This is a genomic window from Jatrophihabitans sp. (assembly GCF_051960575.1).
Lineage (GTDB): Bacteria > Actinomycetota > Actinomycetes > Mycobacteriales > Jatrophihabitantaceae > JBQCEE01.
This window is the reverse complement of sequence record NZ_JBQCEE010000167.1, coordinates 1-14,910: the sequence shown is the minus strand read 5'-3', so window position 1 is coordinate 14,910 and position 14,910 is coordinate 1. Positions and strand designations below refer to the sequence as shown.

The 14,910-nt window shown below is 74.1% G+C and carries 17 protein-coding genes and 1 pseudogene; 4 read left to right on the top strand and 14 right to left on the bottom strand.

Going from position 1 to position 14,910, the window contains the following annotated elements; all coding sequences use genetic code 11:
• From ACTHMS_RS09600 to ACTHMS_RS09580, 5 genes are all read right to left on the bottom strand, one after another.
• Positions 1-441 (bottom strand): nitroreductase family protein (locus ACTHMS_RS09600; RefSeq protein ID WP_440306437.1); only part of this gene is annotated, 441 nt, incomplete at its 3' end.
• A gap of 38 nt (positions 442-479) precedes the next feature.
• On the bottom strand, positions 480-719 hold the full coding sequence (locus ACTHMS_RS09595; RefSeq protein WP_440306436.1) for a hypothetical protein: 240 nt from the start codon (positions 717-719) through the stop codon (positions 480-482).
• Between the two features lie 65 nt (positions 720-784).
• Positions 785-1,786, bottom strand: coding sequence for a hypothetical protein (locus ACTHMS_RS09590; RefSeq protein WP_440306435.1), 1,002 nt, complete (start codon positions 1,784-1,786; stop codon positions 785-787).
• A gap of 34 nt (positions 1,787-1,820) precedes the next feature.
• On the bottom strand, positions 1,821-2,636 hold the full coding sequence (locus ACTHMS_RS09585) for a UbiA family prenyltransferase (protein WP_440306434.1): 816 nt from the start codon (positions 2,634-2,636) through the stop codon (positions 1,821-1,823).
• Positions 2,633-3,223, bottom strand: a complete 591-nt coding sequence (locus ACTHMS_RS09580; RefSeq protein WP_440306433.1) for a class I SAM-dependent methyltransferase — start codon at positions 3,221-3,223, stop codon at positions 2,633-2,635. Before ACTHMS_RS09580 ends, ACTHMS_RS09585 begins: the two co-directional genes overlap by 4 nt.
• Before the next feature lie 35 nt (positions 3,224-3,258).
• Between ACTHMS_RS09580 and ACTHMS_RS09575 the strand changes: the two genes are divergently transcribed.
• The gene (locus tag ACTHMS_RS09575; protein ID WP_440306432.1) at positions 3,259-4,896 is read left to right on the top strand and encodes a RecQ family ATP-dependent DNA helicase; all 1,638 of its coding nucleotides are present in this window, start codon (positions 3,259-3,261) and stop codon (positions 4,894-4,896) included.
• Here the strand turns inward: ACTHMS_RS09575 and ACTHMS_RS09570 are convergent.
• The 4 genes and pseudogenes from ACTHMS_RS09570 to ACTHMS_RS09555 form a co-directional block, all read right to left on the bottom strand.
• Positions 4,839-6,359, bottom strand: a complete 1,521-nt coding sequence (locus ACTHMS_RS09570; protein ID WP_440306431.1) for a flavin-containing monooxygenase — start codon at positions 6,357-6,359, stop codon at positions 4,839-4,841. The two genes, ACTHMS_RS09575 and ACTHMS_RS09570, sit on opposite strands and share 58 nt — an antisense overlap.
• Before the next feature lie 76 nt (positions 6,360-6,435).
• Positions 6,436-6,750, bottom strand: a complete 315-nt coding sequence (locus ACTHMS_RS09565) for a DUF3349 domain-containing protein (protein ID WP_440306430.1) — start codon at positions 6,748-6,750, stop codon at positions 6,436-6,438.
• Entirely contained in the window at positions 6,747-6,986 is a 240-nt protein-coding gene (locus ACTHMS_RS09560) for a hypothetical protein (protein ID WP_440306429.1), read from the bottom strand. The genes ACTHMS_RS09565 and ACTHMS_RS09560 overlap by 4 nt, the downstream gene beginning before the upstream one ends.
• A gap of 28 nt (positions 6,987-7,014) precedes the next feature.
• A pseudogene (locus ACTHMS_RS09555) lies at positions 7,015-8,173 on the bottom strand (anion permease).
• 154 nt (positions 8,174-8,327) lie between these two features.
• Between ACTHMS_RS09555 and ACTHMS_RS09550 the strand changes: the two are divergent.
• The gene (locus ACTHMS_RS09550) at positions 8,328-9,401 is read left to right on the top strand and encodes a sensor histidine kinase (RefSeq protein ID WP_440306428.1); all 1,074 of its coding nucleotides are present in this window, start codon (positions 8,328-8,330) and stop codon (positions 9,399-9,401) included.
• A 30-nt stretch (positions 9,402-9,431) separates the two neighbouring features.
• Here ACTHMS_RS09550 and ACTHMS_RS09545 read toward each other — a convergent pair whose 3' ends face one another.
• From ACTHMS_RS09545 to ACTHMS_RS09530, 4 genes are read right to left on the bottom strand one after another with little or no spacing between them, the layout of a single operon-like run.
• Positions 9,432-9,953 (bottom strand): hemerythrin domain-containing protein, encoded by a 522-nt coding sequence (locus ACTHMS_RS09545; protein WP_440306427.1) that lies wholly within the window; start codon positions 9,951-9,953, stop codon positions 9,432-9,434.
• A gap of 4 nt (positions 9,954-9,957) precedes the next feature.
• Positions 9,958-10,974 carry an NAD(P)/FAD-dependent oxidoreductase gene (locus ACTHMS_RS09540; RefSeq protein ID WP_440306426.1) on the bottom strand — a complete coding sequence of 339 codons (1,017 nt, stop codon included), beginning with the start codon at positions 10,972-10,974 and terminating at the stop codon, positions 9,958-9,960.
• The gene (locus ACTHMS_RS09535) at positions 10,967-11,482 is read right to left on the bottom strand and encodes an isoprenylcysteine carboxyl methyltransferase family protein (protein WP_440306425.1); all 516 of its coding nucleotides are present in this window, start codon (positions 11,480-11,482) and stop codon (positions 10,967-10,969) included. The genes ACTHMS_RS09540 and ACTHMS_RS09535 overlap by 8 nt, the downstream gene beginning before the upstream one ends.
• Before the next feature lie 13 nt (positions 11,483-11,495).
• A complete protein-coding gene (locus ACTHMS_RS09530) occupies positions 11,496-12,560 on the bottom strand; it encodes a type III polyketide synthase (RefSeq protein ID WP_440306424.1) in 1,065 nt (354 codons plus the stop codon).
• An 82-nt stretch (positions 12,561-12,642) separates the two neighbouring features.
• On the opposite strand from ACTHMS_RS09530, the gene idi reads away from it, so the two are divergent.
• Both idi and ACTHMS_RS09520 read left to right on the top strand, forming a co-directional pair.
• Positions 12,643-13,188, top strand: coding sequence for an isopentenyl-diphosphate Delta-isomerase (gene idi, locus ACTHMS_RS09525; RefSeq protein WP_440306423.1), 546 nt, complete (start codon positions 12,643-12,645; stop codon positions 13,186-13,188).
• Between the two features lie 9 nt (positions 13,189-13,197).
• Positions 13,198-14,223 (top strand): NADPH:quinone reductase, encoded by a 1,026-nt coding sequence (locus ACTHMS_RS09520; protein ID WP_440306422.1) that lies wholly within the window; start codon positions 13,198-13,200, stop codon positions 14,221-14,223.
• A 12-nt stretch (positions 14,224-14,235) separates the two neighbouring features.
• Here ACTHMS_RS09520 and ACTHMS_RS09515 read toward each other — a convergent pair whose 3' ends face one another.
• Positions 14,236-14,844, bottom strand: a complete 609-nt coding sequence (locus ACTHMS_RS09515) for a TIGR03620 family F420-dependent LLM class oxidoreductase (protein ID WP_440306421.1) — start codon at positions 14,842-14,844, stop codon at positions 14,236-14,238.
• Positions 14,845-14,910: the final 66 nt, after the last annotated feature.

Sequence of the window (14,910 nt, the reverse complement as noted above, 5' to 3'; positions counted from 1 at the left end):
GGTGACCTGCCAGTGCGGCGGGACGGCGAACTCGGCCGCGAGGCCGTCGCGGTCGAACGCCCGGAACTGGCGCATGGCCAGGCCGAGCGCGGCGGCCTGGAAGCCGAGGTGCGCGACGGCCTGGCCGAGGTCGTAGAGCGAGAACTCGGAGTAGTCCCAGTCGGTGTCCTCGACGAAGCGGTGCGCGAGGTTCGCGACGAGCAGGGACGCCGTCGGTGCCCAGCGGGCGGCGCTGCCGGCGAGGTGCCGGACGAGCCGGGCGTGCGTGTCGTCGCCCCGGACGCCGACGACGAACGCCCACGGCTGCGAGTTGCCCGCCGACGGCGCCCACCGCGCCGCCTCGAGCAGCACCGCGAGTTCGTCCGGCGCGACGACGTGGTCGGGGTCGAACGACGTCGGGCTCCAGCGGGCCGCGAGCAGGGGGTGCAGGTCGGCGGTCATGCCGCCATGATCGCCGAACCGCCGCTCGGGCCGATCGGTCAGAGGCCGAGGGCCTGCAGGAGCGCGGGCAGCTGACAGCCCGCATTCGGTGGACCGCCGCCGAGCGTTGTGTTCACCTGCGACAGGACGCAGTCGACGAGCAGTCCCGGGTCGGGCGACGACGCCGGCGCCACCGCCGACGCCGGGACCGAGGCCGAGGCCGGCGCGGCACCGAGCACGCCGCCGAGGCACGACACGGTCAGGACGAGGCTGACCCCGGTCGTCCGGAGCACCTTCATGTCGGCTCCTTCCGTCTGGTCGGACAGCAGGCTCAACGACGGCGCGGGCGGAAGGGAACGCGGCGTCAGTCGGCGGGGTCGTCCAGGATCGCGGTCGCCTCGGGCGACGCGTAGAACGACAGCAGCCGGCGGCGGACGAGATCCCCGAGCACTCCTGCCTCGTGCAGCGCCTCGATGGCCATGGGCGCGAAGCGCATCGCCTCCTCGACCAGGTCGGCGCGGCCGAGGCCGAACTCGGCGAGCAGCGCGTCGAGGGGGGTGTCGCCGTAGCGGTCGAAGAAGTAGTCGACGCCGGTGTCGATGAGCGCGCGCAGGTAGTCGCCGGTGCGCAGGTCGAGCCAGAGCTCGTAGCCGATCACGAGCAGGTCGACGACGTCGTCGTCGGCGAGCGCGCCGAGCAGGTCACCGACGGCCCGGTCGGAGTTCGCGTCGTAGACCTCAAGCAGCGCGTCGGCCAGCTCGTCGTCGGAGAGCTGCGTCGTGCGGGCCGCCCACTGCTCGAGCAGGCGTGCCGAGAGCCACTCGGCGAGCTCGCGACCGCGCTGGTCGAGCTCGTCGACGGGCAGGCGGGCGGTGACCGCGCGGGCGAGGCCGCCGAGCGGGGTGCGCTCGACGGGCGCGACGAGCAGCGAGCGCAGGTAGTCGGCCAGCCAGGTCTGCATCGACGGGCTGGCCGCGATGGTGTCCACGACGCTGCGCCGCACGTCGCGCAGCTCGGCACCCTTCAGCACGGCGGCGAGCACGTGACGGCGCGGCAGCACGTCGCCGAGCGGCGCCCCGTTGGCCGGGTGCGCACGCAGCCGGGTGGCGAGCTCGCCGGCGATCTCGGGGATCGCACCGGGCAGGCGGAACGTGCTGACGTACTTGTGGGCGACGTCCTTGACCTGCTGCCGCCCGACCACCGCGTCGAGGGTGAGCCGCGCGGCCGAGGCGAGGGCGTGGTCGACCTCGTGCTCGACCAGGGTGGCGAAGGCGCCGCCGCGCAGCTGGGCCACGTCGTGCGCCACGTGGGCGTCGAGCAGACGCTGCGCCCGTGGGGGCAGGGTGCGCTCGCCGGAAGCGGACATGCCGCGATTGTGCTGGCAGACGACCGGGCGCGGGTCAGAGGGTGGCGACGGACACGACCACGGCCACGTCGAACAGCGCGAGCAGCAGGGTCAGCCGGAAGGCGAGTGGCCGGTCGGCGGTCCGCCGCGCGACCGCGACGATCGCCGCCGCGCCCAGGACGCCGAGGCCCGCGACGACCGGTGTGAAGACGGGGCCCGCCGTGCGCGGGCCGACCGCCAGCACCACGGCGGTGGCGGCGAGCAGCGCGGCGAGCGCGACGATCGACCGTCGCGCGCCGAGGCGCTGCGGCAGGCCACGCACCCCGGCCGCGCGGTCGTCGTCGAGGTCGGGCAGCACGTTCGCGACGTGTGCGGCGACACCGAGCAGGGCGCCGACGACCGGCACCCACCACGGCGGGTCGCGGTGCAGCTGCAGGTACGGCGCCGCCGGGAACGCACCGAAGCCGACGGCGTAGGCGAGGGCCGACGCGGGCGTCGCCTTGAGGCCGAGGTTGTAGGCCCAGCCGGCCGCGACCAGGGTCAGCGCCGTGGCCGCGGCGGCCGGTCGCAGCAACACCGACAGCACGACGGTGGCGACGAGCGCGACGCCGGCGGCGACCGCCACCGTGCGGGCACCGACCACGCCGGTCGCCGTCGGCTTGTCGGTGCGCGCCGCGGCGCGGTCGCGGCGGGCGTCGATCGCGTCGTTCGACCAGCCGATCGAGAGCTGGCCGGTGAGCACGGCGGCGACGAGCAGCACGACTTCGCCCGCGGGCAGCCCGAGGCCGGCCGACAGCACCGCGGCGATGACGGTGACGCCGAGCGTGGGGATCGGGTGGCAGGCGAGGACGAGGCTGCGCGCGGTGCTCAACGGCGCTCGGCGAGGGCGAGGTAGCGCTCGGGCCCGTCGTCCAGGTCGAGCAGTGCCCAGCCCGCGCCGGCCAGCAGGTCGCCGACGCGGCCGGGCGACAGCGGTTCGTCGCCGCGCAGCTCGTGCCCGTGCCGCGCCGCGAGCGCGGCGCGCGAGATCGGGTGGAAGATCGCGAGCCGGCCCTCGGACGCGGCCACCCGGGCCAATTCGCGCAGCCCCGCCGCGGGGTCGGGCAGATGGTGCACCAGGCCTGCGGCGAAGATCCCGTCGACCGAGCCGTCGGGCAGCGGCAAGCACCGGGCGTCGGCCAGCACCAGGTGGGCGAGCCGGTCGCGGCCCCGCGCCCGTGCCTCGGCGAGCATCTCGGACGTCGCGTCCAGGCCGATCACGACGCCCTGCGGGCCGACGGCCTCGCGCAGCGGCACGAGCGCGCGCCCGGTGCCGCAGCCGACGTCGACCGCGACGCCACCGACCCGCGGCGCCAGGTCGTGCACCGCGCGTTCGTAGCGGGGCCCGTCGTCGGGGAAGCGGTCCTCCCACCCGGCGGCCCGCGTGGCGAAGAACGCACGGGCGTCGGGGTGGCTCATGTGTCCCAAAATAGGGCCCCGGGTAGTCGTCCGTCGTGACCGACGTCAGAGATCAACTCTGGAGCACCGCGCAGGACGTGTTCGCCTGGCCGACCCTGCATCCCGACCAGGTGCGGGCCATGGAGTTCACCATGGCCGGACGCGACGTGCTGGCCGTGCTGCCCACCGGTGCGGGCAAGTCGGCGATCTACCAGATCCCCGCCGTGCTGCGCGACGGCGTGGCCGTGGTCGTCTCGCCCCTGCTCGCCCTGCAGCGCGACCAGATGGACGGGATCGAGGCTTCGTCGGCGCCGCAGGCGGTGGCGATCAACTCGTCGCTGCGCGTCGCCGAGCTGAGGCGGGCCTGGCGCGACCTGCGCGAGGGCCGGGCGAAGTACCTGTTCCTGTCACCCGAGCAGTTGGCGAAGCCTGAGGTGCTCGCCGAGCTCACCGCCCTGTCGGTCGGGCTGTTCGTCGTCGACGAGGCGCACTGCGTGTCGGCGTGGGGGCACGACTTCCGGCCCGACTACCTGCGGCTGGCGCCGGTGATCGAGCAGCTCGGCCACCCGCCGGTGATCGCCCTGACCGCCACGGCCGCGCTGCCTGTGCGGCAGGACATCGTCGCGCGGCTCGGCCTGCGTGCGCACGAGGAGGTGATCGCGAGCTTCGACCGGCCGAACCTGCACCTGGCCGTCGAGCCGTTCGTCGACGACAAGCACCGCCGCGCGGCGCTGCTCAGCAAGGTCGGCGCGCTCATCGCCGACCCGACCATCACCTGCGGGCTGGTCTATACGGCGAGCCGCAAGGAGGCCGAGGCCTACGCCGACGACCTGCGGGCCGAGGGCGTGCGGGCGCGGGCGTATCACGCCGGCATGAAGGCCGCCGACCGCGCCGAGGTGCACGAGGAGTTCCTCGCCGACCGTCTCGAGGTGGTGGTGGCGACCTCGGCGTTCGGCATGGGCATCGACAAGCCCGACGTGCGGTTCGTGCTGCACGCCGCCGCACCCGAGTCGATCGACTCGTACTACCCGCAGATCGGACGCGCCGGCCGCGACGAGGAGCCGGCCGAGATCGTGTTGTTCTACCGGCCGGAGGACTTGCACCTGCAGACCTTCCTCACCGCGGCACGCCCGCCGGAGCAGGCTTTGCGCAAGGTCGCGCAAACACTCGCCGACGCGGAGGGTGCGGTCTCGCCGGCCGAGCTGCGCCGCGCGGTCGACGAGCCCGCGGCCCGGCGCACGCGCGCGGTGAACCTGCTCGAGCAGGCGGGCGTCGTGCGCACCGACGCCACCGGCGGGCTCGAGTACGACCGGGGCATCGCGCCGCGCCAGGCGTCCGCCGCCGGTGTCGAGGTCGCCGAGCAGCACCAGCAGTTGATCCGCTCGCGCATCGAGATGATGCGTGGCTACGCCGAGACGCCCGGGTGCCGGCGGCAGTTCCTGCTCGGCTACTTCGGCGAACAGCTGCCGCACCCGTGCGGCAACTGCGACACCTGCGACGCGGGCCTCGCCGAGGACGACAGCGTCGACGACCCTCAGTACCCGCGCAACAGCGCCGTCCGGCACCCCGAGTGGGGCCACGGCGTCGTGATGTCGACCTCGGCCGACCGGCTGACCGTCCTGTTCGACGAGGTGGGCTACAAGACGCTGGCGCGCGACGCCGTCGAGGCCAACGACCTGCTCGAGCCCGCCTGAGTACCGGCCCCGTCGGACACCGCCGGGCCGGCCGGTGCCAGGTCGCGTCCCAGATCGCCCCGCAGGGTGAGCATCGAGTCGAGCAGGTAGTTCTGCCGCACCGTCCACGGATGGTGGTCGCCCTGGCGCGGGAACGCGTCGATCGAGCGCTGCACGTAGCCGGACGTGAGGTCGAGCAGCGGACGCGGCGTCATCCCCTCCGGCGCTACGGGCACCACCGACCGCAGCCCGCGCCGCTGCATGTGCTCGAGCACCTTGCACACGAGGCGCGACGACAGGTCGGCGCGCAGCGTCCACGACGCGTTGGTGTAGCCGACGCAGACGGCGAAGTTGGGGATGCCGGTGATCATCGCGCCGCGCCAGACGAACTGCTCGTCCAGCGGCACGGTGACGCCGTCGACCTTGGGCGCGATGCCGCCGAAGGGCAGCAGTTCCAGGCCGGTGGCGGTGATGACGAGGTCCGCCTCGAGCACGCGTCCGTCGCTCAGGCGGATGCCCTCGGGCACGAAGGTGTCGATCGTGGCGGTGACGACGCTCGCCGACCCATGCTTGAGCGCCTTGTAGAAGTCGGCGCCGGGGGCGGCGCAGATGCGCTGGTCCCACGGGTCGTAGGACGGCGTGAAGTGCTCGGCGACGGCCGCCTCGTCCTGCAGGATCTTCGTGGTCAGCCCGGTGAGCAGCTTGCGCGCCTGCTGCGGGTACGAGCGGCAGAACTGGTAGATCGCCTGCGAGCGCAGGATGTTCTTGCCGCGGACGAGCGTGTGCGCGACGTGCGCCGGCAGCAGGGCGCGGGCGCGGTCGGCGATCTTGTCGCGCGACGGCACCGCGCTGATCCAGGTGGGCGAACGCTGCAGCATCGTCACGTGGGCGGCGGTGTCGGCCATGTTCGGCAGCAGCGTCACGGCGGTGGCACCGCTGCCGATGATCACGACCCGCTTGCCGGCGTGATCGAGGTCTTCGGGCCAGAACTGCGGGTGCACCACCTGCCCGGCGAAGTCGGCGATGCCGGGGAACTCGGGCGTGTGCCCCCGGTCGTAGCGGTAGTAGCCGGCGCACGAGTAGAGGAAGCCGCAGGTCAGCTCGCGCGGTTCGCCGTCGACCTCGAGCGCGAGGTGCCAGCGCTGCTCGCTCGTCGACCAGTCGGCGCTCGTCACCCGGGTGCCGTAGCGGATGTGCCGGTCGATGCCGTGCTCGCGCGCCGTCTCGCGCACGTAGGCCAGGATGTCGCTGCCGTCGGCCAGCGTCTTGTCGCCCAGCCACGGCTTGAAGGCGTACCCGAAGGTCGCCATGTCTGAGTCGGATCGGATGCCGGGGTAGCGGAAGAGGTCCCACGTGCCACCGAGGTCCTGCCGGGCCTCGAGGACCGCGAAGCTGGTGCCGGGGCGCTCGGTGACCAGCCGGTACCCGGCGCCGATGCCGGACAGGCCCGCGCCGATGACGACGACGTCGAGGTGTTCGCTCATGCCCTCAGTCTCCGGGCGTCCACCGCGCAGCATTTGACCGAAGGCGACAGCCTTCTTGACCGGACGCGACAGGTGCTCAGGGCGTCGGCGGGTGCTCCACGCTCGCCGACAGGTCCGCCAACGGCCAGCCGCCCGCGGCGAGACGCGCCTGCACGCGACGGAGGTCCTCGTCGCGCGGTGCCTCGCGGGTGACGTCGGTGATGGCCGCGTGCAGCGCCGCCACCGACTCGGTGCGGCGCGCGTCGGCCAACTGGTCGGCGATGGCGGCGACCTCGTCGTCGGTGAGCCGACGGCGCAGCAGGGCGAGCAGCGGAACGTAGTCCTGCGGTGGGATGCCGTCGGGGTACCCCGCGTGCAGGAAGGAGAGGATCGACGAGACGACGCGGGTCATGTGCCCTCCACGATGAGGTAGATGCCCCATCCGACGGCGGCGAGCACGACCGCGAAGCAGCACCAGCCGGCGACGCGCGGCACGGCCTCGACGGTGCCGCCCGCCGGCCCTGCCGCGTCGTCGGCCGGCGACACGAGCCGCAGCCCGAGGCCGAACAGGGCAGGCAGTCCTGCGCCGAAGAGCAGGCCCGCGACGACGATGCGCCACAGGGCGTGCAGGTCGATCCAGCCGGTCATGGCGTGCTCCTCCCGGGTCGTGCGTGCATCACGCGGCCGCCGGCAGGGGCGCCGCAGTGGGCTGCGGGGCGACCGAGCCGGTCCACTCGGCGTTGACGTTGCCGGGGTGCACCTGCGTGCGGCGCGCCCTGGCGAACAGCAGCCCGGCGACCCCGGCGAGCACGAGGGCGCACACCAGCACGCCGGTGTCGCTCGGCAGCGCGTCGCTGACCCCGTAGGCCCCCGCACCCACCAGCCCGGCGGCAGGCAGCGTGACCAGCCAGGCCGTCGCCATGCGTCCGGCCACCTTCCAGCGCACCTCGGCACCCCGCTTGCCGACACCGGTGCCGAGGATCGAGCCGGTGGCGACATGGGTCGTCGACAGCGAGTAGCCGAAGTGGCTGGACAGCAGGATGGTTGCGGCGGACGACGACTCGGCGGCCATGCCCTGCGGCGACTCGATCTCGACCAGCCCCTTGCCGAGCGTGCGGATCACCCGCCAGCCGCCGGCGTAGGTGCCGAGCGAGATCGCGAGCGCGCACGCGACGATGACCCAGGTCGGCGCCTTCGAGCCGGCGCCGATGCTGTGGTTCGCGATGAGCGCGAGGGTGATGACGCCCCATCGTCTTCTGCGCGTCGTTCGTGCCGTGCGCCAGCGACACCATCGACGCCGACGCGATCTGCCCGACCCGGAACCCGTGCTCGCGGGCGCCACGGGTGACGCGGCGGGTGATGCGGTAGACCGCCCACGTGCCGAGTGCGGCGATCGCGCCGGCGATCACCGGCGACACGGCGGCCGGGATGATCACCTTGCTGACGACGCCGTGCCACTTGACCGCCGAGCCGCCGGCCGCGGCGATGGCCGAGCCGAGCACGCCGCCGATGAGGGCGTGCGACGAGCTCGACGGGATGCCGAGGTACCAGGTCAGCAGGTTCCAGATGATGCCGCCCGCGAGCCCGGCGAAGACGACGGTGAGGGTCACCGCCCCGCTGCTGACCAGACCGCTCGCGATGGTGGCGGCGACACTGAGCGACAGGAACGCCCCGACGAGGTTCAGCGCGCCGGACAGGGCGACGGCGACGCGGGGTGGGAGGGCGCCGGTGGCGATCGAGGTCGCCATGGCGTTGCCGGTGTCGTGGAAGCCATTGGTGAAGTCGAAGCCCAGTGCCGTCACGACCACCAGCACCAGCACGACGTCGCTGCTCACGGCGCCCTGGGTACCGCACGGGTGCGGCGGGCTACCGCCGACCGACTGATGTTCACCTGATCGTCGGCAGCCGTTGGAACCTGCGGGCGACCTGGGCGGGCCGACCGGTGCGACGAGTGGTTGCCGCGCCGGGTCGGCGCGGCAGGATGGGCGCGTGCCCGATGTCGTCGCCGAGCCGGTGCCGCCGCGCCGCCGCCGCAGCGCCCGCGGACCGCTCGGCGCTGCCCTCGGCGCGGCCGGGGCCGTGGCGCTGACGGCGGTGCTCGTGCCGTTCCGGGCCGACCTGTCGCTCACCAGCGCCGCGCTGCTCTACCTGCCGGTCGTGGCGGCTGCGGCCCTCGGCGGGCCGTCGAGCGGGCTGGTCGTCGCGGCCCTGTCGGACCTGTTGCTGAACTGGTACTTCATCCCGCCGCTGCACACGCTGAGCGTCGCCCGCGGCCAGCACGTCGTCGTGCTCGTCGTCTACGTGCTCGTCGCGGCCGTGGTGGCGGTGACCGTCGAGGTCGGGGCCCGGCGTCGCGCGGTGGCCGAACGCACCAGCCTCGCCGCCGCCGCGCAGGCGCGCGAACTCGCCGAGGCCGACCGCGTGCGCTCGGCGCTGCTCGCGGCCGTGGGCCACGACCTGCGCACGCCGCTGGCGGGCATCAAGGCGGCGGTCAGCGGGCTGCGTGACCAGTCGGTTCGGCTGTCGGACGCCGACCGCCACGAGCTCGAGCGCACGATCGAGGAGGGCACCGACCAGCTCGCCGACCTCATCGCCAACCTGCTCGACATGAGCCGGCTCGAGGCGGGTGCCGTCGTGCTGCGGCTCGAACCGGTGCCGGTCGAGGCGGTGGCAGCGCGGGCCGCGATGCGGGCGGACGTGCCGGTGTCGATCACGGTCGCCGACGACCTGTTCGTGCGGGCCGACGCCGGTCTGCTCGAGCGCGTGGTGGCGAACCTCGTCGGCAACGCGGCACGGGTGAGCCCATCGGTGCTCGTGACGGCCGACCGGGTGGGTGACGGGGTGCGGCTCGCCGTCGTCGACCGCGGGCCCGGGGTGCCCGCCGCCGACCGCGACCGGATGTTCCGTCCGTTCCAGCAACTCGACGATCGCTCGTCCCACGCCGGCCCCGGGCTGGGGCTCGCCATCGCGCGCGGCTTCACCGAGGCGATGGGCGGACGACTCGAGCCGGCCGACACACCCGGCGGCGGGCTGACGATGACGGTGACGTTGCCGGCCGCCTGAGGCGCGACCGTCGGCCCGACCCTCGAGGTCTCAGTCGGGACGGTGCTCGCGCACGTACTGCTCGGGGTCGGGGTGCGTCCGCGCGACGCCGCCGAGATGGCGCGCCTCGAAGGCGAGGAAGCGCACGGCCGCGTCGTGCCTGGTCTGCAGGTCGGCGACGCGGCGGAACGCGGTGAGGTCGTCGTGCTCCTCCTCGCCCATGTGCTCGTCGTTGGCGGTGCGGGCATCGCGCACGGCCTGCCACCACCCCGTGCTGCCGACCTCGTGGTTCGCGGCGTCGGCGATGGCGTCGCGGATCTCGTTGTGGTCCTTCACCGCGTCCACGGTCTCGTCCTCTGCGTCGTCACCGTCGCCGGGCGCGTCGGCGTGCAGCTGCAGCACGAGCGGGTAGAAGTGCTCCTCCTCGGCCTTGGCGTGCACCTCGAGGAAGCGCGCGAGCAGGTGCCACAACGCGCCGAGTGTCGCGGTGTCGTCGAGCGGGACCTCGTCGAGCAGGGCGAACAACCGGCGCTGTTGGATGTGCTGCTCGAGGATGAGCTCGGTGATGTCCATCGCCTCAGCGTGCCAGTTGCCGCACCGCCGTCCGGAACAGCCAGGGTGCACGGGCCGCGACGGGCACCACCGCGCGGCGCAGCACGGGGGGTTGCGTCATGGCCAGCAGCCCGCCGGTGAGTAGCCGGTAGCGACGGGTGAGGCGGCGGTGGTCGCCCTCGTAGGCGGCGGGGTCTTCCGCGGCGATGCGCGCGACGGCCGCGGCGGCGCAGGCGAAGGCGATCGCGAGGCCCTCGCCGGTGAGCGCGTCGACGTACCCCGCGGCGTCGCCGACGAGCAGCACCCGACCGTCGACCCGCTTCGTGGCTGCCTGGCGCAGCGGCCCGGCGGCGCGGGGTGGTGCGAGCGGTGACGCCGGCAGGCGGCGGAGCAGGGACGGGAAGGCCGCCAGCCGGTCGGTGAACGGTGCTCTCGCCCGGCCGAGGACGGCGACGCCGACGCAGTCGTCGGCCACCGGCGTCACGTACGCCTCGCTGTCCTCGGCCCAGTGCACCTCGACGCGGTCGGTCCACGGCGCGCAGGCGTAGTGCTCGCGCAGCCCGAAGCGTGGGCGGCCGCGGCGGGGCGCGTCGAGGCCGAGCGAGCGGCGCACCGGCGAGTGCAGCCCGTCGGCCGCGACGAGGTACGGCGCGAGCAGGCCGCCCGCCGTGACACCGTCGCGCGTCTGGGTCACCTCGGTGACCCGCGCCCGCACCGTCCGGACACCCGCGTCGAGCGCCGCCGCTCGCAGTGCGCCGTGCAGGGTCGTCCGGCGCACGCCGAGCCCGGGGGAGTGCGCGAAGTCGGCCTCGGCGACCCGGTCGCCGTCGGTGTACCGGATGCCGCGGAACGGCCGCCCGCGCGCCTCGACCCCGAGGTCGGCCAAAGCGGCGACCGCCTGGGGCATGAGGCCCTCGCCGCACGCCTTGTCGATCGGCCCCGGACGCGGCTCGAGCACCACCACGTCGAGGCCGGCGCGGCGCGCGTGCAACGCGCTGACCAGCCCGGCCGGGCCGCCGCCGACGACGAGCAGGTCAGGCACGGGCGAGTTCCCGCAGGGCGGCGTCCTCGGCGCTGATCCGCACTCGCAACAGCGCGGCGTTCAGCACGGTGAAGACCAGCGCCGTCACCCACGCGGTGTGCACGAGCGGCAGGGCGAACCCCTCGACCACGACGGCGACGTAGTTCGGGTGTGGCAGCAGCCGGTACGGGCCTCCGGTGACCCGCCCGGCGCCGGGGATGACGAAGATGCGTGTGTTCCACTGCCGCCCGAGCGTGCCGATGCACCACCACCGCAGCGCCTGGGACGCGACGACGAGCGCGAGCATCGTCCAGCCGAGCGCGGGCACGAACGGCCGGTCGGCCACGGCGACCTCGACCACCGCACCGACGAGCAGTCCCGTGTGCAGGACGACCATGACCGGGTAGTGGCCGCGTCCGGTCTCGATCGCGCCGCGCGCGCGGCTCCAACGCTCGTTGCGGCGCGCGACGACGAGCTCGGCGACGCGCTCGACCGCGACCAGGGCGACCACGACGACGAACCACGTCATGCCGCGTCCTCCGTCAGGTCCATTCGAGCAGCACCAGTTCGGAGCAGAACCCGGGCCCCATCGCCATCAGCACGCCGGGTGTGCCGGCGGGTGGGCGCTTCTGCACGGTGTCGTGCAGCACGTGCAGCACCGACGACGACGACAGGTTGCCCACCGCCGCCAGTGATCGCCAGGTCAGTTCGAGCGCGTCGTCGGGCAGGCCGAGCGTGTCGGTGATGGCGTCGATCACCTTCGGGCCGCCCGGGTGGCAGACCCACGCCGCGACGTCGGCGGTCGTGAGCCCGTGGTCGGCGAGGAAGGTGCGCACGTCGTCGCCGAGGTACTGGCGGGCGAGCGTCGGCACGTTCGCGTCCAGCACGATCTGCAGGCCGGTGGCGGTGACGTCCCAGCCCATCGTCCGCTCGGTGCCGGGGTAGAGGTGGCTGCGCGAGTCGAGCACGCGCGGCCCGGTGCTGGCCGGCACCGAGGCGAGCCGCTCGTCGCCGACGGCGACCACGGCGCTGGCGCCGTCGCCGAACAGCCTGGTGGCGACGAGGTTCGCGACCGAGTCGTCGCCGCGCTGCATGGTGAGCGAGCACAGCTCGACCGACAGCAGCACGCCGACCTCGCCGGGCGCGCCGCGCAGGTGGTCGTGCAGGCGGGCGAGCCCGGCGGCGCCGGCGACGCAGCCGAGGCCGAACATCGGCACCCGCTTCACGTCCGGGCGCAGGCCGAGGCGGTGGGCGATCCGGGCCTCGAGCGACGGCGCCGCGACACCGGTGACGGTGGTCGAGAAGACGACGTCGACGTCGGCCGGTGCGAGCCCGGCGTCGTCGAGCGCGCCCCGCATCGCCTCGATGCCGAGCTCGACGGCGTGCTCGACGAACGCGTCGTTCGCCGCGCCGAAGTCGTGCAGCCCGCGGTAGGCGTCGAGCGGCAGCACGGTGTGCCGGGTGCGCACCTGCGCGCTCTCGTGCAACCGGCGTAGTAGCGGCAGGCGACGCTGGTCGGCGAGCAGCGAGCCGAACATCTCGGTGATCTCCGCCTGGGTGTGGCGATGCACGGGCAGGGCCCCGCGGACGGCGGCGACGGTCGTCATGGTCGACTCTCTGCGATGGGACACATTGGCGTTCGGTTCGGCCTACCCGGTCGTCGGCGCCCTGAAGCAGGGAGCTGGACGAGTGGCAGCGAGTGACGACGTGATCCTGCTGGACGAAGCACGTGAGCCGATCGGCCGCATGCCGCGCAGCGAGGTGCACACGGCCGACACGCCGCTGCACCTGGCGTACTCGGTCTACGTCTTCGACGACGCGGGCCGGCTGCTGGTGACCCGCCGCGCGCTCGGCAAGCTCACCTGGCCGGGGGTGTGGTCGAACAGCTGCTGCGGCCACGTGCGGCCGGGGGAGACGCCGGCCGAGGCCGCGCTGCGCCGCACCGAGGAGGAACTCGGGTTCGTGCCGCAGCAGCTGCGCTGCGTGCTGCCCGACTTCGCCTACCGGGCGACCTCGGCCGAGGGCATCGTCGAGCACGAGGTCTGCCCGGTCTTCGTCGCCCGCTTCGACGGCGCCCCGTCGCCCGACCCGGCCGAGGTGGCGCAGTGGGCGTGGGTCGACTGGCGCACCTTCGTCGCGGTGGCCACCGACGCGCCCGACCTCATCAGCCCGTGGGCGGCGCTGCAGGCACCGCTGGTCGCGGCGGCGTTGGAAGGATCGTCGGCGGGCGGGTAGGCAGGACGTATGCGCAGCATCGTCTACGACCGCACCGGTGACCCCGACGTCCTGACCCTGCAGGACCGCCCCGTGCCCGAACCGGGCCCCGGCGAGGTACGGGTGCGCATCGTCCGCTCGGGCGTCAACCCGACCGACTGGAAGTCGCGCCGCGGGGCAGGGCCCGGCACGCCGGTCGAGCCGGCGCAGACGCCGAACCAGGACGGCGCCGGCGTGGTCGACGCGGTGGGCGAAGGCGTCGAGGCCGCGCTGCAGGGCCTACGGGTCTGGGTGTGGGAGGCCGCCTACCAGCGTCCGCACGGCACGGCCCAGGAGTACGCGCTCGTCCCGCGCGGCCACGTCGCGACGCTGCCCGATGTCGCGTCCTTCGACCTCGGGGCCTCGCTCGGCGTCCCGTTCGTCACCGCCCACCGCTGCCTCACCGTCACCGAGGACGGCCCGCAGCGACTCGGGCCGGGCACCCTGCAGGGCCGCGTCGTGCTCGTCGCCGGCGGGGCCGGTGCGGTCGGCAACGCCGCGATCCAGCTCGCGCGCTGGTCGGACGCGACCGTGATCACGACGGTCAGCAGCCCGCGCAAGGCGCAGCTGGCCGCCGCCGCCGGCGCCGACCACGTGCTCGACTACACGCGGCAGGACGTCGCGGCCGAGGTGCGGCGGATCTCGCCGCACGGCGTGCACACGATCGTCGAGGTGTCGCCGGCGGTGAACGCACCGCTCGACGCCGCCGTCGTCGCGAACGGCGGTTCGGTGGCGATGTACGCCAACAACGGCGGCGACGAGCTGACCGTGCCGGTGCGTCCGTCGATGGTCACCAACGCGCGGTGGCAGTTCGTGCTGCTCTACACCGCGCCGCCGACGGCGAAGGCACGGGCGGTCGAGGACATCGCCGCGGCGGTGCTCGACGGTGCCGTGCGGGTGGGGGAGGCCGCCGGGCTGCCGCTGCACCACTACCCGCTCGAGCGCACCGCCGACGCCCACGCGGCCGTCGAGCAGGGCGCCGTCGGGAAGGTGCTGATCGACGTCGCGGACGGCTGAGGCGGCCCGCCGTCAGGTGAGGCCGAGCTCGCCGGCCAGGCGGGTGAGTTCGGCCTCGGGGTCGCCGAGCGGCTGGACGCAGACATGGTCGGCGCCGGCGTCGAGATGGGCACGCACACGATCGGGCACACCGGCGCCCGTCGCCACGAGCGCCTCGACGAGGGCGTCGCTGCCGCCGTCGGCGAAGTCCGCGTCGGTGAAGCCGAGGCGCCGCCAGCTGCTCACGTAGTTGGTGAGCGGCAGGTAGTAGGCCAGTGAGCTGCGCGCGGCCTCGAGGTCGTCGGCGTAGGTGATGTGCTGCTCGGGCGCGAGCAGCACGTCGGCACCGACCAGGGCACGGGCCTCGGCGGTGTGCTGCGGCGTCGTCAGGTACGGGTGCGCGCCGAGGCTGCGGTCGGCCGAGAGCCGCAGCACCTTCGGCCCGAGCGCGGCCACGACCCGGCGCTCGCGCGGCACGCCCTCGGCGTCCAGCACGTCGAGGTAGTCGACCAGCGCCGGGTACGGGCGCGTGTAGTCACTCGTCGCCTCAGGGTGGCCGACGCCGATGCCGAGCAGGAAGCGTCCGGGCACGCGGTCGTCGATGCGGTCGTGGGGCGCCCCGCCGGGGGGGGGGGCGGCCAAACAAAAATTTTAAATTAAGGGAGCCAAAGACAAGTGCTCTGGGGGGTCTTGCATCTTGTTGAATAT

Coding starts and splice junctions, on each gene's coding strand:
- ACTHMS_RS09595 (WP_440306436.1), bottom strand. CDS start 719: ATGAAGGTGCTCCGGACGACCGGGGTCAGCCTCGTCCTGACCGTGTCG.
- ACTHMS_RS09590 (WP_440306435.1), bottom strand. CDS start 1,786: ATGTCCGCTTCCGGCGAGCGCACCCTGCCCCCACGGGCGCAGCGTCTG.
- ACTHMS_RS09580 (WP_440306433.1), bottom strand. CDS start 3,223: ATGAGCCACCCCGACGCCCGTGCGTTCTTCGCCACGCGGGCCGCCGGG.
- ACTHMS_RS09570 (WP_440306431.1), bottom strand. CDS start 6,359: ATGAGCGAACACCTCGACGTCGTCGTCATCGGCGCGGGCCTGTCCGGC.
- ACTHMS_RS09565 (WP_440306430.1), bottom strand. CDS start 6,750: ATGACCCGCGTCGTCTCGTCGATCCTCTCCTTCCTGCACGCGGGGTAC.
- ACTHMS_RS09560 (WP_440306429.1), bottom strand. CDS start 6,986: ATGACCGGCTGGATCGACCTGCACGCCCTGTGGCGCATCGTCGTCGCG.
- ACTHMS_RS09545 (WP_440306427.1), bottom strand. CDS start 9,953: ATGGACATCACCGAGCTCATCCTCGAGCAGCACATCCAACAGCGCCGG.
- ACTHMS_RS09535 (WP_440306425.1), bottom strand. CDS start 11,482: ATGACGTGGTTCGTCGTCGTGGTCGCCCTGGTCGCGGTCGAGCGCGTC.
- ACTHMS_RS09530 (WP_440306424.1), bottom strand. CDS start 12,560: ATGACGACCGTCGCCGCCGTCCGCGGGGCCCTGCCCGTGCATCGCCAC.
- ACTHMS_RS09520 (WP_440306422.1), top strand. CDS start 13,198: ATGCGCAGCATCGTCTACGACCGCACCGGTGACCCCGACGTCCTGACC.